Here is a 20,648-nt window from a genome sequence, read left to right on the forward strand (position 1 = left end):
ATGGGAACCAACCTCACCATCGGCAAGGCCATCAACGCCGGCCTGCGCGCCGCCATGGAGCACGACCCCAAGGTCCTGGTCATGGGCGAGGACGTCGGCAGGCTCGGCGGCGTCTTCCGGGTCACCGACGGCCTGCACAAGGACTTCGGCGCCGACCGGGTCATCGACACCCCCCTCGCCGAGTCCGGCATCGTCGGCACCGCGATCGGCATGGCCATGCGCGGCTACCGCCCCGTGGTGGAGATCCAGTTCGACGGCTTCTTCTTCCCGGCCGCGAACCAGACCTTCACCCAGCTGGCCAAGATGCGGCGCCGCTCGGCGGGCACGCTCAGCATGCCCGTGGTCATGCGCATCCCCTACGGCGGCGGCATCGGCGCGGTCGAGCACCACAGCGAGTCCCCGGAGGCCTACTTCACCCACACCGCCGGGCTGCGCGTGGTGTCGGTGGCCAACCCCGAGGACGCCTACTGGATGATCCAGCAGGCGGTGCGCTCCGACGACCCGGTGATCTTCCTGGAGCCCAAGCGGCGCTACTACGAGAAGGCCGAGGTCGACACCGGGGCGTCCATCGCCGAGGCCGCCCCGATGGGCGCCGCGCGCGTGGTCCGTCCCGGCACGGACGTGACCCTCCTGGCGTACGGGCCCATGGTCAAGACGGCGCTCCAGGCCGCCGAGGCCGACACCGACCACTCCGTCGAGGTCGTCGACCTGCGTTCGCTGTCCCCCGTGGACTACCCGACCCTGTTCGCCTCGGTGAAGAGGACGGGGCGCCTGGTCGTCGCCCACGAGGCCCCCCTCTCCGGCGGCCCCGGCGCGGAGATCGCCGCCCGGGTCACCGAGGAGTGCTTCTACCACCTGGAGTCGCCGGTCATCCGCGTGGCCGCGTTCGACACCCCCTACCCGCAGTCCCGGCTGGAGGAGCACTACCTGCCGGACCTGGACCGGGTCCTGGACGGGGTCGACCGGGCGTTCGCGTACTAGGGATCGGGGAAACCGAAGGACATGGCGATTTCCAAGAACGCACCCGCCGTCGGCGGAGTGCAGTCGTTCAAGCTGCCCGACGTCGGGGAGGGCCTGGTCGAGGCCGAACTCCTCACCTGGTACGTCAAGCCGGGTGACGAGATCACGGTCAACCAGATGATCTGCGAGATCGAGACCGCCAAGGCGGTCGTCGAACTCCCCAGCCCGTTCGCGGGGACGGTGCGCGAGCTGCTGGCCGAGGAGGGCCAGACCGTGGAGGTCGGCGCGGTGATCATCACCGTGGACGACGGCTCCGGCGGTTCCGCCCCGGGGACCGCCCCATCGGCGGACTCCGAGGAGCGGGAGAAGCCGCTGGTCGGCTACGGCGAGAAGGCGGCCTCCACCCAGCGCCGCCCGCGCCGCCGCCCGGGCCCCTCGGCACCGGCGTCGCCGCCCGTGCCGCGCGTCAGCGGGCCCGCGCCCGCCGACACGCCCGCGGTGCGGGAGACGCAGGCGGCCCCTGCCACTGCCCCCGCCCCGGCGCCGGGCCGCCCGCTCGCCAAGCCGCCGGTGCGCAAGCTGGCCAAGGACCTCGGCGTGGACCTGGCGTCGGTCACCCCCACGGGCGAGAACGGCGTCGTCACCCGCGAGGACGTGCGGGCCGCGGTCGGCCGGGCTCCGGTGGGCCCGGAGGCCGCGGAGACGGCGGAGACCGTGGAGACGGCACCCGCGGCGGCCGTGGACCGCACCGCGCGCGAGCGGCGCGTGCCCGTCAAGGGGGTACGCAAGCACACGGCCGCGGCGATGGTCGACAGCGCGTTCACCGCTCCGCACGTCACCGAGTTCCTCCAGGTGGACGTCACCAGGACGATGAAGGCGGTCGCGCGCCTGCGCGAGAGGCCCGACTTCGCCGACGTGCGGGTGTCCCCGCTGCTGCTGGTCGCCAAAGCGCTGCTCATGGCGGTCCGGCGGCACCCGGAGGTCAACGCCTCCTGGGACGGGGAGAACCAGGAGATCGTGGTCAAGAACTACGTGAACCTGGGGATCGCGGCGGCCACCGAGCGCGGCCTGGTGGTGCCCAACATCAAGGACGCCGACGCCATGACCCTGCCGGAGCTGGCGGCGGGGCTGAAGCGGCTGACCGACACCGCCCGGGCGGGCAAGACCAGCCCGGCGGACATGTCCGGCGGAACCATCACCATCACCAACGTCGGCGTGTTCGGCGTGGACGCGGGCACCCCGATCCTCAACCCGGGTGAGGCGGCCATCCTCGCCTTCGGGCAGATCCGGGACATGCCCTGGGTGCACAAGGGCAAGCTCAAGGTCCGCAAGGTGACGACCCTGTCGCTGTCCTTCGACCACCGCCTGGTCGACGGGGAGCTGGGCTCCAAGGTGCTGCGCGACATCGGCACGGCGCTGGAGGACCCGGAGCTGACCGCCCTGGCCTGGGGGTAGGGGCTTTCGGGACAGCGGGAAGGGGGCCGGTGCGAGATCGTCGCACCGGTCTCCTTCCGTGAGGGGAGCCCGTCCCCGGAGGGCCCGGGAGGGTTACGGGGTGCCGTCCCCGCAGTCGACGTAGTCGGCGATGCTGGCCGTGTACTCCTCGTGGGAGTCGAGGGTCTCCCAGTGCTCGTCCATGTAGGCGTCGACGAACTCGTCGCCTTTCACGGCCTCCCCGCACCAGGTGACCTCGTTGAAACCGGTGGCGTTGGCCAAGGCAGAATCGAGTTCACCGAGGTGGAGGGCTTCGTCGGTGCGCCACGCGTCCTTGTCGAGTTCGACGACGTAGCCGTCTTCGGTCTCCTGGAGGATGCGTGTGTCGAACAGTACTTCCTGACTGCCGGTGCTGTTGTCGAGGACTTCCTCCTGGTCGTTCTCGATGAGCATGCGGTCGAGAGTACGCACCATGACCTCGCGCTCGACCCAGAACTGGGAGACGTAGCCCGGAGGCGGCCCTCTCCTTTCGGGTTCGGGCTCGGATGTGGAGCACGCGGCCAGAGCTGCGCACATGGCCAGGGTGGCTGCCAGGAAGGCGGGCGTACGGCCCTCGTGACGAGTCAACGGTTTCTCCGGATCGGATCGGGTTGGGTACGGATCGGTGTGGTGGTCCGCTGGTTCGTCATCCCTCAGGTTCCTCGTCCGGTTTGTCGAAACCTGAGACCTCACCGTTGAAGTAGTCCCTTGTCTCGCCATAGGCACCCGTGTACACGTCGACGAATTGACCGGCCCATGTTGCGCTGGTGCCGTCGTGCCTGACGGGCTCCCCGTGTTTGTCGATGTACTCGCCGTAGATATGCGTCGTGTCCATGATTCCGGAGAGGGCGTCGTCGACGCCGTCGCGGTCGTTGCTGTTGAGCTCGGACCAGTCGATGTCCGCCGCGACGCTGACCGTCACGTCCTGGCCGAAGACGAAGTCGTTGCTGATGTCGGAGGCGTCGAGCGCCTGGCCGTCGCGCTCGACGGTCACCACGCCGCTGTCGACCAGAGTCCTGAAATCGCCGCGTTGGGTGTCGTCTTGGAACGATTGGGGGGAGTGTTGTGCCAGGTAGTCGAGGGTTTCCATCCGGAAGTTCCGCACGATGCTTTCTTCGCTGGTGTAGACGGGGAACCGGGGAGAGACGTCGTACTCGCCGTCGACGATCGCGTTGACGATGCTGTCCTGGCCGAGTTCCAGCCCCATGGACACGGCCGTGCCGATGACCGGAATCCGCTCGGAGAAACTTCCCGCCTGCCCCACCACGAACTCGGTGATCTGCTTCTGGCGATCGACCTGTTCACCGAGATCGGCGGTGCGGTCCTCCGACTCCAGCCACAGTGCCCGCTCCAGCAGTCCCTGGAGCTGTCCGGCACCGCGTGCGGCGGCCGTCTCGTTCCCGGTCTCCAGGAAGGCGAACGACTCGATCTGCTGGTAGGCGTCCACTGAGTTGACCACGCGTCCGGCGGTCTCGTCGTTGCCCATGAGGAGTTGCATGTACATGGCCCGCTCGTCGGGGCCCATGTCCACGAAGCTCCGATCCGCTTCGAACTCCCCGATGCCCGAGTTCGGCACGTCATCGCTGTCGAGCACGTCGCTGTTGGCGAAGCTGTAGATGTGCGCGTCGAAGACGTCGGCGAGACTGTCGGCCAGCTCCCCGTTGAACTGGGTGAACGAGGCGTCGGAGTACTCGTTGTCCCCCTCGGTGACGTCCACTCCGGTGTTGACGAGGGCCTCGTGCATGTCCTTGTCGGTGATGGTCTCCATGAACCCGGCGAAACCGTCCCCGGCCCGCTGGCGCACGTCGGGGTCCTCGCTGTGGATGTCCTCGGCCAGCCAGTCGGTGAGCTGGCGCGCGGTGCGCCCGTCGTCGTGCCACTCGTGGGTGAGCGTGCCCTCCAGCGCCCGCGTGCGCAGGTCCTCGTCGCCGTGGTCGACGCCCTCCTCCCCGTTGAGGTGGTCGCCGGTGAGCATGTAGTAGTTGGCGTCGGTGTTGCGGCTGGCCACGTCGATGATGTGGGAGACCTGCTCGGAGTCGGGCAGCACCCCCTCGGGGTCGGGGTCGTCGCCCCAGGCGTCGAGGAACGCGCCGGTGGTCAGGTGCAGGTTGGTGGACAGTCCGTAGCCGCCCTGGAGGTCCTCGTCCGTGTGCTCCATGAAGGCGGAGAGCGCCTTCATGTCCATCCCCATGCTCACGGGCGTGCCGGGGAGCTTGTTCTCGGCGTCGGGGTTGATCCAGGAGCCCTCGACGGCGTAACGGAAGCTCTCGGGCAGGTTTTCGTACCCTCCGCCGAGCGCGGGGTCCGAGAGCGCGAGCAGCCCGTTGCCGAGGACGCCGAGGGCGTCCTCGCGCTCCTCGTCGCTCATGTCGGACTCGGCCATGAGCTCGGGGTAGACCATGATGCCCGCCCCGGCCCCGTCCCTGCGGTAGGGCTCCTCCAGCTGGGCGTAGAACTCCTCCAGGAACGCGATCTCCTCGGGGCTGAGCGGCGTGCCGTCCTGCTGGTTCTGCCGGGCGCCGGTCCCCACCATCGTGAGCACGAGCATCATCTCGTGGTAGCGGTCGTCCAGCGGCTTGTCACCGGACCAGTAGGCGGCGAGCTCGTCGGCGTACTGCTCGGCGTTCTCGGGAGTGAGCTCGCTGTCGTCGATGAGCGAGGAGTAGCGGGAGGGGTCGAGGTTGAGGAACGCCCAGTTGGCGTTGCCCGCGTCCATGAGCGTGCGGACGTTCTCCGGTGTCGGCCCCTGTTCGAGCATCGTCCGGATCTCCTCGGCGCTGTCCTGGAGGCCCTGCCAGTTGGTCTGCTCGCGGGAGATGAGGCCCTCCTGCACGGTGACGAGTTCGTCGTAGAGGGCCCGGCAGCGCGCTTCGTCCCCCGCGCCCCAGTCCGTCCACAGGAAGCCGTCGGCCTGCGGGTGGGACGCGGTGATGTGGTCGTCCTGGTACTTGGAGGGGACGGCGTTCTCCTTCTCCGTCCTGCTGCCCTCCCAGCTGGTGATCTGCGCTTCGCGCTCGTCGTGGAACGCCTTGACGGCGTCCGCCCACATCTCGGCGACCGAGGCGGCGTAGGTGACGGATACGGCGGCGTCCCGCCAGTTCTGGAGGTCCTCCTCCGACAGGTTGCGGACGTCCCAGGCGATGACGTCGGTGAACTCGCCCGCGGCGGAGTCGAAGCTCCCGTTGAGGTCGTCGGCCCGGCCGAGGACGCGCGCGTTGAGGATCTCCAAGTCCGCCGCGCAGTCGTAGACGGGCTTGGAGTCGTAGTAGAAGTCACGGGGGACGAAGATGACGGAGAAGGTTGCCACGGTCTTCCTCGGAGGGCTGCGGGCGGGGAGAAGGGGGGCGGTGCGGGTCGGCGGGGAAGCCGTCAGCCCTGGAAGTTGATGTCGCGGTGGGACTCCCAGGGGTGGTCGAAGTCCTCCGAGCTGTCCAGGTCGTTCTGCGCGATCTCCGCCGCGCCCGCCTGGACGTTGTCGGCCAGCGTCAGCCCGAGCGCCTGGACGTCGATGAGGGCCTGGGCGGTGTTCTCCTTGAACGTGCTGAACCCGGCCCTGACGTCGTCGTGGCCCGAGGCGCTCTCGGCGTCCTCCATGAGGAGGTCGAACGCGTCGGCGAGCCCGGCCATGGCGGCCGCGAGCGTCTCGGCGTACTCACCGCCCCGCATCCCCTCGATCGGGTTGCCGCCCGCTTCGTTGGTCATGTGGGGGTCTCCTCTCCTCGAACGCGGAACCCGCGGGGAGGAGCACGACGCCCTCCACGCACGGAAGGCCCGCCCGCGGCCGTGGAGGCCACTGGAGCGGGTCCGGATGACGGGTGGGACGCGCGGCCGGGGGCAGGAGTTCCGCCGTTCCCCTGAACTGTGGGGATGCTACCCGGAGAGGCGCCGCGTGTGTACCTTTCGCCTCGGTTCGTTAGCTCCTGTTCAGCTGAAGCCGGAGCCGGAGGCGGGTCCGGAGCCAGGACGGGGCTCCGGACCCGCGCCCGCTCAGGACACCGGCCACACGAAGCCGTACTGGGCCCCCGTGAGGATGACGGCCGTCGCGGCCAGGACGACCAGCGAGAGGTGGATCCGCCCGGCCGGACGCAGCCGCCCCCTGACCCAGGCGGTCACGGCCACGGCCGCGGTGGCCAGGGTGAGCGGGACGGCGACGGCGAGCGGCAGCGTGAGCGCGAGGGACTCACTGAAGATCCACTGCTGCAGCGTGTGGCTGTCGAACAGTCCGTACACGACGAGCCCGACGGCGACGAAGCAGCTCAGCGCGGTCAGCGAGGCCAGCACGCGGGCCAGGACGGTGAACCGGTCCGGTGCGCGGCGGAACTGCACGAACGCGGTGAACAGGACGAGCAGACCGGCGGCGGCGACCACACCGTGCGTGATCGGGCTGGTCAGCAGGGTGGTCCGCTCGTAGACCTGGGTGGCGTTGGTGTCCGTGGCCAGGGCGACGACCTCGCCGTCCTCCTCCAGGAAGGTCAGCCGGTCCGCGCCGTTCTCCGCGGCCATCCGTCCCCCGCCGACGGGCAGCCAGCGGTCGTCCGCCGCCATCGAACCGCTGACGGAGAGGGTGCCGTCCCCGGCGTCGCGCACGGTCATGTTGTCGAAGAGGGAGACGATCTGGCCGGGCCCGCTGGCGGAGCGGCGGCTGCTGACGTAGGTGCCCGTGTAGGCGCCGAGGTCGGCGCCGGTGTCGGCCTCCCCGGTCGGCGCGGCCTGCGGGTCGAACGTGTCCCAGAACTCCTGGGCCACCGTCATCCGCAGGTCCTCCAGGGGGCTTCCCGGGACGGAGTCGTCGCCGTTGACCGCGACGAACATCCCGGCGTCGATCCCGGGGATCAGGGTGTAGGCGGTGTGCATGCCCGTCAGGTCGCCTGCGTGGCCGATGACCGGGGAGTCCCCGCCCCGCCACTGGTAGGTGCCGTAGCCCACGGCTGGGGCCTCCGGGTGGGACTCGTGCTGGCTCGCCAGCATCTGCTCGGCCACCCCGGCGGGCAGTACGCGCTCGCCGTCGATCTCGCCGTCGCCCAGCAGGGCCAGCATGAACCGGGCCATGTCGTCGGTGGAGGCGAGGGAGGCGCCCGCGGGAGCCTGGGAGACGTGCAGGTCCCCGGCCGTGCTGCCGTCGGGCAGGTGGAACGTCGGGACCTCGTAGACCTCGCGGGCGTCGTAGATCTGGAGGAACGCGCTCCTGTCCATGCCCAGCGGCTCGAACAGGTTCTGGGCGACGTACTCCTCGAACGGCTGGCCGCTCACCTCCTGGACGACGTACCCGGCCAGACCGTTCCCGTGGTTGGAGTAGGCGGTGAACCGGCCGGGCTCGTAGAGCTCCTCGGGCTTGAGGGTGCTGTACACCTCCTCAAGGTCCAGGTGCCGTTCGGTGTCCCCGGCCGAGGGGAAGTCCAACACCTCCGCGAACCCCGCGGTGTGGGTGAGCAGGTGGTGCATCGTGACGCCGTCCATGGGCAACTGGGCGGCCTCGGGCAGGTAGGCGTTGACGTCCTCGTGCAGGTCGATCTCCCCCTCCTCGGCCAGGAGGAGGGCGGCGGCCGCGGTGAAGGACTTGGACACCGATCCGGTGGGAAGCGTGTGGACCGTGTGGTCCATGGGGGTCTGGGTGGCGAGGTCGGCGTACCCGTGGGAGGCGGAGGCGACCTGCTCGCCCCCGGCCACGACGGTCACGGCCACGCCGGGCGCCCCGTGCTCCTCCAGCAGTTCGGCGACGCGGGTGTCCACGAACTCCCGCGCGGTCTCGGGGTTGAGCGGCACGGCCTCGGCCTGGGCGGTCGGCGGGGCGGTGGGGGCGCCGGGCGCGGCGGCGGCCGAGGCCGCCCCGGGCGCCAGGACGGCGGCGATCATCAGGGGTGCGGCCAGCATCGGCAGGACGCGTGGAACTCGTGGCATCAGGGGCTCCCGGGGTGTTTTCGCTACCCCTCGAACCTAGGATTCGGCGCTGTTCGGAGCACTGGTGCGGACGGGCGTTCCGGTACTACAGCCAGCTGCACCACCGGGGGTCCCGGGCGCGGAGCGGAGGGGGAGCGGGCGGGTGCGGCCGGGGAGGACCCACCGGCTGGTCGCGGTGTTCGCCGTGCCGCCCGGCGGTCTCGGGAGCCCGGCGCGGGCTCCGCCCCGGCTCACCCCAGCAGGAAGGTGACGGTGAGCAGGGCGGGGATGGTGAGGAAGGTGGTCACGAGCACCACCTCGCGGACCATCACCTCGCCGGTGCGGTACTGGGTGGCGTAGTTGAAGACGTTCTGGGCCGTGGGCAGTGCCGCCAGCACGACCACGGAGAACAGGCTGGAGGCGTCCAGGTCGAAGACCAGGGCGCCCAGGGCCCACGCCACCAGCGGCTGGACCGCGGACTTGAGCGCCACGGCGAACAGCATCGGCACCCGTTCCGGGCCCCGGCCGGGGAACGGGCTGCCGTGCAGGGAGATCCCGAAGGCCAGCAGCATGGCGGGGACGGCCATGCCGCCGATCAGGTGGAAGGGCTCCATCAGGGGTTCGGGCGGCACCCAGCCCGAGGCGGAGATGGCCACGCCCGCCAGGGACGCGATCACCACGGGGTTGCGGACCGGCGTGCCCAGCGCCCGCCGGAAGACGGGGCCCACCCCCCGCACGTCGCCGTCGGCCAGGTCCAGGAGGGTGAGGCCGACCGGGGCCAGGACCAGGAGCTGCGTGAGCAGGATGGGCGCGACCAGGGACGCGTCGCCGAGCACGTAGACGGAGATGGGGATGCCCAGGTTGCCCGCGTTGACGTACGAGGACGCGAGCGCGCCGACCGTGGTGGGGCCGACGCCCTGGCGCCGGACGAGCCCGAACACGACGAAGGCCAACGCCACGACGGCCACGCTGATGACGCTGACCACGACGGGCCCGGACACCAGGACGGAGAGGTCGACGTCGGCCAGGATCGTGAACAGCAGCGCTGGGCTGGCCACGTAGAAGGCGAGCTTGCTGAGCATCTCCCTGGCCCCCGGGCCGAGGAGGGGGAGGCGCCCGAGCATGTAGCCGATGACGACGACGCTGGTGATGACACCGAAACCGATCAAGACCCCGGACAAGAGGCGCTCCCACTGCACACGCGCGACACAACCCGAAGACGCTATCCGAGGTCGGGTTCTGGCGATACGTCGCAGATCACACCGGTGCGGGTGCTGTGACGGTCTGCGGGCGTCCGCCAGTAGGTGCCGGACGTGGACTGGCCGGAACCGTTGCTGGTGTGACGCAAGGGTTCTGAACTGCGATGATCGTGTACTTATGGCGAGTCCGGGCCGTCGAACCCCGCTATAAGTACAGGATCACGGCGCAAGTGGTCGCACCACTGCGTGAGGCCTCACTCCGCGGGCGCCTCCGGATCGGGGGACGGCGAGGCCTCCTCTTCGGCGGCCTCCTCTTCGGCAGCCTCCTCCGCCTCCCGGGCGGCTTCCTCGGCGGCCTCCTCCTCGGCCAGGCGCTCGGCCTCCGCCCGGTCGGCGGCGCGGGTCGTGCAGACCTCCTCAGCGGCGGACGCGGAGCCGTCCACGGCGATCACCGTGAAGCAGTACTCCATGCCCGTGTAACCGGTGGCGACCTGCGCGGACACCACGCCGGGGCCGGTCCGGGCCAGGGTGGCGGCCTCGTGGCCGAAGGGGCCGCCCAGCACGAAGAAGGACGCGGTGCCGCCGCTGTTGTCGGTCCAGCTGATTTCGACGGCGTTGAGGCTGTCCGCCAGGAGGACGCCGGTCGGCGCGGAGACCTCGGGCGGCGCCGAGGGGTCGACGACCGGTTCGGCGGGCTCCTCGTCGGCCGCTGGTTCCGGTTCGGTCTCCTGCTCGGCGGCCGCGACCACCGGGGCCGGTGACTCCAGCGCGGCGAACACCCCGGAGACGCCGGTGACCATGAGGATGCCGCACACGGTCACGGCGATGTGGAGGTGGCGGCGCCACCGCGGCTGGTGCTGTTCGGTCTCGGCCACGGGACCCCAGGAGGGGGTGTCGTCCTCGACGCGCTCGGACTCGTCCACGGGCAGGGCGGAGGATTCGGCGGTGCCCGTCCAGCCCTCCAGGCGCGACCAGGCGCGCAGCGCGGAGATCTCCTCGCCGCGCAGCTTGGCCATCATGATCTCGGCGGTGCCGCCCGGGTCGACGGCCGGGAGCCTGCTCCCCTCCAGCCCGGTGGGCCGGGGCCTGAGTTCCCGTGACCGCGGCGGCTGTGGCTGTCGAGACTGTTGCGGCCCGGTCGCCGGGCGCTGGGCCGCCTCCCCGGGGAACGGCGGTGCGTGCGGCGGGACGTGCGGGGCGGCGGGCGCGTGCGAGGCCTGGGGGCCCGAGGGGCGGGACCACGCCGTGGCGGGCGGGCTCTGCGGACCCGACGGCGGCAGGGCCGGGGAGGGCGGGACGTCCGTGCCGGGCGGGGTCTGCGGCCCGGGAGGTGCCGGGGGAGGGGCCTGCGGGCCCGTCCAGGGGGTGTAGGCGTCCTGCTGGGGACCGGCGGCGTACGGCGGAGGCGGAAGCTGGGGCCCGCTCATCGGGGTCTGGGGACCCGACACGAGTGCCTGCGGTCCCGACATGGGGGCCTGCGGCGGCGCCATCGGGTACTGGGGTCCGGAGTGCGGAGTCCGCGCGTCCGCGGTCGGGGGCTGGAAGTCCTCCACGGGCGTCTGGGCGCCGGACATGGGGGCCTGCGGCCCGCTCATCGGGGCCTGCGGGTCGGGTGTGTGGGGGTGCTGCTCCCATACGGGAGCCTCGTGGCCCGGCATCGGCTGCTGCGGACCAGACGCCGCCGGGTCCGGCGCGTACGCCGGGCTCTGGGCGCCGGGCATGGGGGCCTGCGGCGGCGCCATCGGGTACTGGGGTCCGGAGTGCGGAGTCCGCGCGTCCGCGGCCGGGGGCTGGAAGCTCTCCATGGGCGTCTGGGCGCCCGACATGGGGATCTGCGGCCCGCTCATCGGCATCTGCGGCCCCGACATCGGCGCCTGCGCACCGCTCAGGGGCTCCTGGCCGCCGGTCGCGCCCATCGTCGCGGCGGGCCGGGACATGCGCGCCTGCTCGAAGGCCGAGGCGAACGCCGCCGGGGTCGCGAAGCGCTCCTCGGGCAGCTTGGCCAGCGCCCGGGTGAGCACACCCCGCAGCTTGCGGGAGATGTCGGAGCGGGGAACCGGCTTGGGGTCCTGCGTCAGGACGCGCTCGGCGTAGTCGCGGGGGTCGAACGGCGTTCCGTCCGTCGACGAGAACGGCGTGTGCCCCACCAGCATCGTCCAGACGGTGGACGCCAGCTGGTAGACGTCGGAGGCGGGCGTGCGCGGCTCGCCCCGCAGCGCCTCGGGCGCCGCGTGCAGGAACGACTCCGTCGCCGGGTCGGGCGGGGGCAGGGCCTCCCCGGACCGGTGGACGGAACCGAAACCGGTCAGCACCGGCGTCCGGCCCGCACGCAGGATGTTGCCGGGGCACACGTCCCCGTGCAGCAGCCCGCGCCCGTGCATCGAACCCAGCGCAGCCGCCACGCTCCGCGAGACGGCCGCCGCCTCCTGGATCGGAGCGGGTCCCCTCCGGGCGAGCATGTCGCCGAAGGAGCCGTCCGCGTAGAACGGCAGCACCACGAACAGGTCACCGTCGGCGGTGGTCCCCGCGTCCAGCAGGGGGACCACGCCGGGAACCCCGCTGAGCTCGCGCAGCTGGTTCAGCTCGGCGCGACCCAGGTGCTCGGGCAGGACCTTGAGCACGACGTCGGCACCGCTCGTGGAGCGCGTGGCCCGCACGATCCGGGCGCGGCGCCCCTGGCGGAGCAGGGCCGGGTTGCCGTAACCGGGCGCCCAGGCGGCGTGCTCGGAGCCGGACATGGGAGAGCGACCCCCTGGTGGTGTTCGTGGTGTGGAGGATCCCCGTCAGACGACGGGGAGGACGGCACCGGGTGCTACGGAGACGAGGGCGCCTCGGTGGCCGGGCTCTGGAACATCTGCTGGCGGGCGCCCCAACCGCGCTCCTCGTTGACCTCCTGCTGCCGGCCGAAGGCCCCGATGAGGGCGATGACACCGCAGATCAGCGCGACGAGGATGAGCCCGCCGATCACCGCGGGCCACACCTGCTGCCGCCGCCGCCAGTACCGGCTCGAACCGTACATGAGGGCCGACCGCAGCTGCCGGTGCCGCAGGGCGTCCGCCTGGAGGACGTACTTCTCCTCGTTGGGCGTGTAGTGGAACGCCTCGGGGAGCTGCGGATCCGGGTCCGCCGGGGCGGACGCGGGGGATGGGGACGACATCGCCGCTCAGCCTACTAGAACAGTCCGTCGAGGTAGCGGGTCAGCCTGCCGTAGTTGTCCGCGGTGTTGCCGGTCGCGGCGATCACCTTGGCGAAGGCGGCGTTGACCTCGGAGAACTGGGTGTCGAACTCCGTGGCCTTGGCCTGGAACTGGGCGCTGCCCGAGCCCTCCCACTGGCTGACGGTGCTCTCGGACTGCTCGTTGATCTGGCTCATGATGGCGGAGAAGCGGCCGAGGTGGGCCTGCTGGTCCTCGGCCAGGCCCTGGAGGCCCGCGACGTCGCCGTACACGTCGAACTGACTCATGGGAAACCTTTCTGGGGAGAGCGTGGGGGAGGGGGACGACTCAGGCGTTGACCGGGCGGGAGAGGCCGCCGAGGTCGCTTCCGGCCTGGGAGTAGTCGGAGCTGGAGTCGGAGTCGGTGATGTTGAACTGCCCCTGGCCCTCGTTCAGCTTGATGCCGTTCTGGCTGCACCAGGACATCAGCTCGTCGAAGCGCTCGGTGAGCTGCTCGCGGGCCTCGCGGAAACGGGCGAGGGCCTCGCCCTGGAGGGCGTCGGCGTCGTTGCTCATGTCCTGGATGAGCTGGTTCATCTGGGTGCGGATGCCCTCGGACTCCTGTCCGAGCTGCTCACCGCCGACCGCGAGGCTGTTGACGTTTTCAAGACCGGCGTGGGACATCTGTGCCTTTCCCGGGAGTTGGGGGTGGAAGGGGCCGCCTCTTCGTTCCGTATCGGGCCGCGTTCACATGGGGATTCGTGTGGCCACGATAAAGAGGGGAGATTACGGACGATAGTAAGGATCGCACCTTTCGGTCAACGGAGGTGCGCTTTTGTGACATCGGTCGTCGGGCGGCGATCGGCCTGATCGCAGGCAGTGCCCCGCACGCGGCGGCTGACCGCTTCCGGCCACGGGCCCGGCCCGGACCGGGGCCCGGGCGCCCTCACCCGCCGCCGCCCGCGCCGGGGCTCGCGCTCGGGTCCGCGGCCACGGGTTCCGTCACCCAGCGCACCGCCAGCGGCCAGCCGTCCATGGACGAGTCGTGGAAGCGGGGGAAGAGCTCCGCGGCCTCTCCCGGCTCGCCCTCGGCCAGGTCCACCCGGTGCCAGGACCCGCTGGTCTGGAGCAGGACCGCGTCCCGTTCGGGCGAGGGCGCGTACTGCACCACCGGCCCGTCGCCCTCCTCCAGCAGACGTGTGGCCGTGTGCCCCTGCTCCTCCACGGTCACCAGGTACGCGCCCGCCGGGGGCTCCCCGCCTCCGGCGGGGGCGTCGGGGCGCAGCAGCGCGGTGCCCCCGCCCCAGACCGGGGAGTTGCCGAAGGTCTGCCACTGGCCTCCGTCGACGTTGAGGGCCGCGTTGACGACGCTGTCCGCCGTCTCCCGAACCACGAGGATGCCGCCGTCCACGGCGTTGCTCTGCCGGGTCTGCACGCTGTTGCGGATGTGCAGCGACCCGTCCGGGGTCAGCGCCCAGTCGCTGGGCCGCTGGTTCTCGCCGATCAGGAGGCTGCCCTCCTGGTTGGGGGTGCCCGTCGGGGCCTCCAGGGGCACCGACAGCACCTGCGGGGGCACGCCGTCCTGCGGGGTGTCGGAGACGAACCACAGCCGGTCGCCGTTGATCACCGGACGGGACAGGACCTCCCCCTCCGAGGCGGGCACGGTCTCGACCTGCTGGTAGGAGACCTCCTCGGCGCCGGACTCCTGCGGATCGGTGAGCGCCGCCACCTGCACGGCGTTGGGCTCCTCGGTGACGTAGGCGAAGTACGTCCAGTCCGGGGAGAACTGCGCGTGCACGGCCAGGTCCCGGGCCATCGGGTCGACCGCGCCGTCGGGCAGCGCGATCCGCTGGAGCGGCTGCCCGGTCGCGGGGTCGTGGAAGACCAGGACCTGGTCGGTCTCCGGGTCGCCGCCCTCGAAGCCCCGGTGCAGCAGGGCCAGGCCGGACAGCCCCTCCTCGGCCAGCTCCTCCCCGGTCCCGGGTTCGCCGCCGGAGCCGCCGGACGTGCCGGTGCACGCGGTCAGGGCGAGCAGGCACACTGCCGAGGTCAGGGCGAGGGGGCGCCGCATGGAGCTGCCTTTCGGGGGGACGGGGTCGGTCGGGAGGCCGCGGGGGCACGGGGTGGGACTGTCCCGGGGACGCCGAGGTTCGCTCCGGGACGCGGTACCCATTATCCGGTCCGCGACGACACGACGCCCCGGCCGGGTGCGCCGCGCCGGGACGCGCACCGCCTGAAGGCCGGTGCCGCGAAGCTCCTACCAGGGCAGGGGCCTCACACCTGGGTGTCCGTACTGCCTGGAGGCCCGCGCCGCGCGCCGCGCCGCGGGCCCCGGGGTCACGCGGGCGGTTCGCTCCACCCCACCTGGACCAGGTCCGGGCGCTGGCCGCGGCGGGCCAGCTGGGCGCGGCCGACCGGCAGCTGCTTGGACGCCGTGCCGTTGGCCAGGCGCCCCTCCATCCGGTCCCCGGAGAAGAGCACGCCCGGCGTGGCCATGTCGCTGAGCGCCTGGAGCACCGGCTCGAACATCGCCCGCGCCGAACCGCCCGTGCGGCGGGCCGCGATGATGTGCAGCCCCAGGTCGGAGCCCTGCGCGATGAAGGGCACCAGCGGCGCGAGCGGGTTCGCCCTCGCCCCCAGCATGTCCATGTCGTCCACGACGATGAACAGGTCCAGGCCCTTCCACCAGCTGCGCTCACGCAGCTGCTTGGGGGTCACGTCCGGCCCCGGCAGGCGCTGCTTCAGCGAACCCGCGAGGTTCGCGGCGACCGCCTGGGTCTGCTCCGCGCTCGTGCAGTAGGCCAGCAGGTGGTCCTCCGGGACCAGCTCCAGGTGGCTGCGGCGGAAGTCCACCATGACCACGCCGATCTCCGTGGGCGGGCGCTGCACGATCTGCTTGACCAGCCCGCGCAGGAGGGCTGTCTTGCCGGTCTGCGGGTCGCCGTACACCACCAGGTGCGGGTCCCGGGCCAGGTTCGTGGTGGTCGGCGCCAGCGTGCTCTCGGCCAGGCCCAACACCAGTTCGGCGGCGCGGCCCTTGGGCGCCCGGCGGCCCTTGAGCAGGTCGGACAGTTCCACCTTGGAGGGCAGCGTCTTGACGCCCTGGACGGCCTTCTGCGGCCAGCGCTCCCCGATCCGCTTGACCAGGTCCCGGATCCCGTCGGTGACGTCCTCGTCGTCGGCCACCGCGTCCACCCGCGGCAGGGCCACGTGCGTGTGGTGCTCCTCGGCGGTCAGGCCGCGCCCCGGGGTGTCCTTGGGCAGCGCCTCGGCGATCTTGCGCCCGATCCCCGAGTCCATCGGGTCGCTCAGCCGCAGCTCGAACCGGCCGCCGAACAGCGCCTGCAACCGGGACCGGATCTGCGAGGAGGCGGCGCCGGTCAGGATCGTGTGCACGCCCAGGGACGGGCCGCGGGTCGCGATGTCCATCAGGACCTCGTCGGCCTCGTCGAAGGTGTCGCGCACCGAGGACCAGCCGTCGACCAGCAGGAACAGGTCGCCCACCACGTTCGCGGGCACCGTCCCGTCCGCGCGCGCCTGGCGCAGCGCGGCGGGGGAGTCGAGCCGGTACTTGCGGAACACGCGCTGGCGCCGGTCCAGCTGGGCGCGCACGTCCACCAGCACCCGCTGCACCTTCTCCGGGTCGGCCCGACCGGCCACGCCCGCCACGTGCGGCAGCTCCTCCATCGCCTGGAGGGCGCCGCCGCCGAAGTCGATCGCGTACACGCCCACGCGGCCCGGCGGGTACCGCCACGCCAGGCTCGCGACCACCGTGCGCAGCAGCGTCGACTTGCCGGACTGGGGGCCGCCCAGGACGATGACGTTGCCCTCGGCGCCGGTGAAGTCCATCTCGGCCGGAACGACGCGCTGTTCCCGGGGGATGTCGGTCAGGCCGATGACGGCGCGCATGTCCGACGGGCGCGGCTCGGTTCCGGGGCCCTCCAGGTCCTCGCCCTCGCCCAGGTCCTCCAGGACCCTGTCGAGGGTGAGCAGCCGCGGCAGCGGCTCCAGCCAGATCGGCCGGACCTTCTCAGCGCCCGAGGCCACCAGCCGGTCCACCGTGACCTGGAGCGTGGTGCGCTTGTCCTCCCTGCGCCCGGACTCCCCGCCCCGGCCGCGGATCGACTCCACCAGCGACTCCACCAGCGAGCCCGCCCCGGTCACCTTGTTCAGCCCGTTGAAGGAGAGCAGGGGCAGCACCGGTTCGTGCTCCTCCTTCTCCTCCCGGACCGGCGGCTCGTAGGGCTGCGACACCATCGCCGCCTTGAACCGCTCGAAGACCGACGTGTCCACCTTCAGGTAGCCCGAGCCCGGCTCGGGCGGCAGGTGGTAGGCGTCGCCCACGCCGATGGCCTCGCGGCTCTCCGCCTCGGAGAACGTGCGCAGGCCCACCCGGTAGGACAGGTGCGACTCCAGGCCCTTGAGCTTGCCCGACTCCAGGCGCTGGGTGGCCAGCAGCAGGTGCACGCCGATCGACCGGCCGATGCGCCCGATGGCCACGAACAGCTCGGCGAAGTCGGGGTGCGCCGTGAGCAGCTCCGAGAACTCGTCGATGATGATCAGCAGGTGCGGCAGCGGTTCCAGGCCGGGGTCGTTCTCCCGGGCCGCCTCGTAGGCGTGCAGGTTGGGCAGGTTGCCCGCGTCCTTGAGGATCTGCTGGCGGCGCACCAGCTCGCCGTAGGTCGCCTCGCGGAACCGCAGGACCAGCGAGTCGTCGTCGGCCAGGTTGGTGATCAGGCCGGTGCTGTGCGGCAGGCGGTCGGTGTCGGCGAAGGTCGCGCCGCCCTTGAAGTCCACCAGCAGCAGCGCGAGCGACTCAGGCGAGTGGTTGATGACCAGCGAGGCCACCATGGTCCGCAGCATCTCCGACTTGCCCGAGCCGGTCGCGCCGACCACCAGGCCGTGCGGGCCCATGCCGCCGAAGGCCGACTCCTTCAGGTCCAGCAGCACCGTGTTGCCGCTCGGCCCGACGCCGATCGGCACCCGCAGGTAGTCGCCGGTGCTGCGCCTGCGCCAGGTCTGCCGGGTGTCCAGTTGGGCGACGTCGGCCACGCCCAGGATCTCCGGGAGCCCCACGGTGGCGTGCATGGCGTCGTCGCTGTCGGTGACGGCGATGCCGTACGGGGCCAGGAGGCGGGCCAGGGAGGTCAGGTGCGCGACGTCGGACCGGTCCGCGCGGCCCCGGAGCGGGACGCGCGGTGCGTCCTCGGAGGCGTCGGCGTGCTCGGTGTCCTCGGTCAGCGTGCCGTCCGCGTCGATGCGCAGCCGCAGGTCCACGCCCTCCGGCTCCTCGCGCCGGTCCGCCACCAGGGCGATCACGTGGATGCCCAGGTCGGCCAGGGAGGTCACCGGCGGTTCGGCGTGCAGACCGGACAGGGTCGACTGGTACTCGCCGTCCAGGACGACGACCAGGCGCTGGGTGCCCGGGCCGGGCGGGGCGCCGCGGCGCCGCTGGAGGTCGACGGTGCGCCGCTCGATCTCGTCGGAGAGCAGTTCGGCGATCTGCACGGTGTTGACGGCGACGAAACGGGCGGGCATCGGCCCGTCCTTGGCCTCGTCGAAGGTGTTGTGCGGCAGCCACTTCAGCCACTCCCAGTGGGAGCGCAGCTTGTTGTCGCGCACCACGCCGATCCGCAGGTCGTGCGGGGAGTGGAAGGTGGCCATCTGCGCGACGAGCGAGCGGGCCAGCCCCCGCGCGGCCTCGCGGTCGCCCACGACCGACACCACGCCGTGCTCGCGCAGCGGCAGGACCAGCGGCATCTCGGGGACGTTCGCGTACAGCTCGATGAGCTGGTCGGCCGCGCCCTGGCACACGGGGTCGTAGACGATCAGCGGCGAGGAGGTGTCGACCTTGAGCCTGAGCCGCCGCGCCAGCGGGCGCGTCCCGGTGCCCGCCCGCAGGTCCAGGAAGTCCGGGTCGGCGGCCCGCCGCTCCCAGCGGCGCGTCCGCGACCGCGCCGGATCGACGAGCAGCTGCGGGTCGGGGTGGCGGAACGCGCTGTCGGCGCGCTGGACGGAGGCCACGTCCCGGACGATCTCGCGGAGCTGGTCGAGGTAGTCGACATAGCGTTCGCGCTGCTCGCGGATGCGCTTGCGCGGGCCGTTGTGCTGGGCCACGAACATGATGATGCCGACGACCACGCTGGCGATCATGATCATCACGCCGGCGACGGCCATCAGCGGACGGTGGCCCATGGTGATGGACATCAGCAGAGAGCCCGAACCGGTGATGATCGGCATGATGATCATCGCGCCGGAACTCGACGAGGGCGGGTTCTCCGGCATCTGGGGAGGGGTCGCGATGACGAGCGGAGTGTTCCCGGGGGCAGTCGGGACGCTGCGAGCTGGGCGGGGTACGGGTCTCGTCGCCACGGGGATCTCTTTCGGTCCGCCTACGGGGGCTGGTGTCTGGGTGGCTACGCTAGGAATGATCTCGCGATCCCCGCGAATCGCCTAATTCGCGTCCGTCTCCCCCCGAGGGTGACAACCGCCCACGACGAACGACAAAGGAATTCTTGGTGTGAGTGGATACTGCCGGGTCACGGTGACCGGACCGGAACGCTGGGCCGATCTGGCACTCCCCGGAACGGTTCCCGTGGCCACACTGATGCCCCGCATCCTGGAGGTCTGCGCACCCGAGGAGGAGGGCACCGAACCCGCCGCGTGGACGCTCACCACCGTGGAGGGCGACCCCGTCCACCCCGACCAGCCGCTGGAGAGCGCGGGCGTCTACGACGGCGACGTGCTGATGCTGGACCGCCGCACCGCGCCGGGCAGGCCCGCGCACGTGGACGACGTCCGCGGCGCGGTCGAGGACCGCGTCGACGCCACCGCGCACATCTGGAACCCCACGACCACGCTGTCCTTCGGCCTCCTCGTCGCGGCCATCGGCCCCCTGCTGCTGTTGGGGCTGATGATGCGGCTGAGCCCGTCCGCCTGGCACCTGGGGATCGCCTCGGCGGGAACCCTGTTCACGGTCGCGGTGATGCTGCTCGCCGCGCGCAGGCCGCTGCCCGCCGTCGCGCACGTGCTGTTCGCGACGGCCTGCGCGTGGGGCGCGGTCACGGCCGTGCTCGCCGCGAACCTGCTGACCGACGCCGGCTTCCTGGTGCAGGCGGCCTTCGCGCTGTCCGGAGCGCTGCTGGTGGCGGTGATCGGCTGGACGATGCACGAGACGGGTCTGGCCTACATCTGCGCGCTCGGCGTGGTCGCGGTGACGGCCGGAGTGCTCGTGGTGGTGGGCGTCTTCGTGGAGCCGGTGCAGGGGGCGCGGTCCATGGGGCTGGTCCTGGCGCTGTGCGTGGGCGCGCTGCCGCGCGTGGCGATGGTGATGGGCGGGCTGTCCGGACTCGACTACGAGGTGGGGCGCTCGGGACAGGTCACCACGGACCGGTTCGAGGACACCTTCGGCAACACCGACCGCATCCTGCTGGGCGTCGTGCTGGGCACGGCGGTGAGCGGCGGCGCGACGACCGTGCTGCTGGCCTACCTGGCCGCGGGCCTGCCCGACCTGCTGCTGTGCGCGCTGCTCTCGCTGCTGCTGGTGCTGCGCTCGCGGCTGTTCGACCGCATCCGGCACGTGCTTCCGCTGCGCCTGGCGGGGGTGCTGGGCCTGGGCGCGGCGGGTGTCGCGACGGTCGGCGAGTACGCGTTCCTGGCGCCGTGGCTGCCGCTGGTCGCGCTCGTGGCGGGAATCGCGCTGGGCGTGCTGAGCTGGGTGCGGCTGACCGACGTGCCGCGCGCCTCGCTGCGCCGCCTCCTCAACTGGACGGAGATCCTGGTGATCATCGCGATGTGCGCGGTGTTCGCCTGGGGGATGGGCCTGTTCGCGTTCGTGGAGCGGATGACCTCGTAGCCCTGACTGCGGGTCCTCCCCGGGAACGGGCGGGACGTACGGGGGTCCGCGTCCGGCGCGACGCGGTTCCCGAGGAGGACGGGAGCCCCGTGACGGCCCGGCGCCGTCCGGAGGCGGCTTCCGGCGCGGC

General features: G+C 71.9%; 14 protein-coding genes. 3 read left to right on the plus strand and 11 right to left on the minus strand.

The features are described from left to right. Together AC0VX6_RS01220 and AC0VX6_RS01225 are read left to right on the plus strand one after the other, a co-directional pair. Positions 1-981 (plus strand): alpha-ketoacid dehydrogenase subunit beta, encoded by a 981-nt coding sequence (locus AC0VX6_RS01220; RefSeq protein WP_019610797.1) that lies wholly within the window; start codon positions 1-3, stop codon positions 979-981. A gap of 21 nt (positions 982-1,002) precedes the next feature. Then, positions 1,003-2,415 carry a dihydrolipoamide acetyltransferase family protein gene (locus AC0VX6_RS01225; RefSeq protein ID WP_475467183.1) on the plus strand — a complete coding sequence of 471 codons (1,413 nt, stop codon included), beginning with the start codon at positions 1,003-1,005 and terminating at the stop codon, positions 2,413-2,415. Between the two features lie 93 nt (positions 2,416-2,508). On the opposite strand, the gene AC0VX6_RS01230 is transcribed toward AC0VX6_RS01225, so the two are convergent. From AC0VX6_RS01230 to eccCa, 11 genes are all read right to left on the minus strand, one after another. Further along, the gene (locus AC0VX6_RS01230) at positions 2,509-3,021 is read right to left on the minus strand and encodes a hypothetical protein (RefSeq protein ID WP_475467184.1); all 513 of its coding nucleotides are present in this window, start codon (positions 3,019-3,021) and stop codon (positions 2,509-2,511) included. Between the two features lie 58 nt (positions 3,022-3,079). Then, positions 3,080-5,740 carry a TPR repeat domain-containing protein gene (locus AC0VX6_RS01235; RefSeq protein WP_274975842.1) on the minus strand — a complete coding sequence of 887 codons (2,661 nt, stop codon included), beginning with the start codon at positions 5,738-5,740 and terminating at the stop codon, positions 3,080-3,082. 62 nt (positions 5,741-5,802) lie between these two features. Next, positions 5,803-6,135, minus strand: a complete 333-nt coding sequence (locus tag AC0VX6_RS01240; protein ID WP_274975843.1) for a hypothetical protein — start codon at positions 6,133-6,135, stop codon at positions 5,803-5,805. 285 nt (positions 6,136-6,420) lie between these two features. After that, on the minus strand, positions 6,421-8,331 hold the full coding sequence (locus AC0VX6_RS01245; protein ID WP_475467185.1) for a serine hydrolase domain-containing protein: 1,911 nt from the start codon (positions 8,329-8,331) through the stop codon (positions 6,421-6,423). A 230-nt stretch (positions 8,332-8,561) separates the two neighbouring features. Further along, a complete protein-coding gene (locus tag AC0VX6_RS01250; RefSeq protein WP_274975845.1) occupies positions 8,562-9,491 on the minus strand; it encodes an AEC family transporter in 930 nt (309 codons plus the stop codon). Between the two features lie 272 nt (positions 9,492-9,763). After that, the gene (locus tag AC0VX6_RS01255; RefSeq protein ID WP_475467187.1) at positions 9,764-12,247 is read right to left on the minus strand and encodes a serine/threonine protein kinase; all 2,484 of its coding nucleotides are present in this window, start codon (positions 12,245-12,247) and stop codon (positions 9,764-9,766) included. Between the two features lie 74 nt (positions 12,248-12,321). After that, entirely contained in the window at positions 12,322-12,666 is a 345-nt protein-coding gene (locus tag AC0VX6_RS01260) for a hypothetical protein (protein ID WP_061079668.1), read from the minus strand. 14 nt (positions 12,667-12,680) lie between these two features. Continuing rightward, a complete protein-coding gene (locus AC0VX6_RS01265) occupies positions 12,681-12,971 on the minus strand; it encodes a WXG100 family type VII secretion target (RefSeq protein ID WP_212641868.1) in 291 nt (96 codons plus the stop codon). A gap of 40 nt (positions 12,972-13,011) precedes the next feature. Further along, positions 13,012-13,347 carry a hypothetical protein gene (locus AC0VX6_RS01270; protein ID WP_013156414.1) on the minus strand — a complete coding sequence of 112 codons (336 nt, stop codon included), beginning with the start codon at positions 13,345-13,347 and terminating at the stop codon, positions 13,012-13,014. 262 nt (positions 13,348-13,609) lie between these two features. After that, positions 13,610-14,734, minus strand: a complete 1,125-nt coding sequence (locus AC0VX6_RS01275) for a hypothetical protein (protein ID WP_475467188.1) — start codon at positions 14,732-14,734, stop codon at positions 13,610-13,612. A 266-nt stretch (positions 14,735-15,000) separates the two neighbouring features. Beyond that, positions 15,001-18,966 carry a type VII secretion protein EccCa gene (gene eccCa / locus AC0VX6_RS01280; RefSeq protein WP_475469232.1) on the minus strand — a complete coding sequence of 1,322 codons (3,966 nt, stop codon included), beginning with the start codon at positions 18,964-18,966 and terminating at the stop codon, positions 15,001-15,003. Positions 18,967-19,183: 217 nt separating this feature from the next. On the opposite strand from eccCa, the gene eccD reads away from it, so the two are divergent. Further along, positions 19,184-20,518 carry a type VII secretion integral membrane protein EccD gene (eccD, locus tag AC0VX6_RS01285; RefSeq protein ID WP_475467190.1) on the plus strand — a complete coding sequence of 445 codons (1,335 nt, stop codon included), beginning with the start codon at positions 19,184-19,186 and terminating at the stop codon, positions 20,516-20,518. The last annotated feature ends 130 nt before the right edge of the window (positions 20,519-20,648 follow it).

The organism is Nocardiopsis sp. iso_25 (assembly GCF_056173305.1).

Bases quoted from the DNA above. Each gene is read 5' to 3' on its own strand.
- AC0VX6_RS01220 (WP_019610797.1), top strand. From the start codon at position 1: ATGGGAACCAACCTCACCATCGGCAAGGCCATCAACGCCGGCCTGCGC.
- AC0VX6_RS01225 (WP_475467183.1), top strand. From the start codon at position 1,003: ATGGCGATTTCCAAGAACGCACCCGCCGTCGGCGGAGTGCAGTCGTTC.
- AC0VX6_RS01240 (WP_274975843.1), bottom strand. From the start codon at position 6,135: ATGACCAACGAAGCGGGCGGCAACCCGATCGAGGGGATGCGGGGCGGT.
- AC0VX6_RS01245 (WP_475467185.1), bottom strand. From the start codon at position 8,331: ATGCCACGAGTTCCACGCGTCCTGCCGATGCTGGCCGCACCCCTGATG.
- AC0VX6_RS01255 (WP_475467187.1), bottom strand. From the start codon at position 12,247: ATGTCCGGCTCCGAGCACGCCGCCTGGGCGCCCGGTTACGGCAACCCG.
- AC0VX6_RS01260 (WP_061079668.1), bottom strand. From the start codon at position 12,666: ATGTCGTCCCCATCCCCCGCGTCCGCCCCGGCGGACCCGGATCCGCAG.
- AC0VX6_RS01265 (WP_212641868.1), bottom strand. From the start codon at position 12,971: ATGAGTCAGTTCGACGTGTACGGCGACGTCGCGGGCCTCCAGGGCCTG.
- AC0VX6_RS01270 (WP_013156414.1), bottom strand. From the start codon at position 13,347: ATGTCCCACGCCGGTCTTGAAAACGTCAACAGCCTCGCGGTCGGCGGT.
- AC0VX6_RS01275 (WP_475467188.1), bottom strand. From the start codon at position 14,734: ATGCGGCGCCCCCTCGCCCTGACCTCGGCAGTGTGCCTGCTCGCCCTG.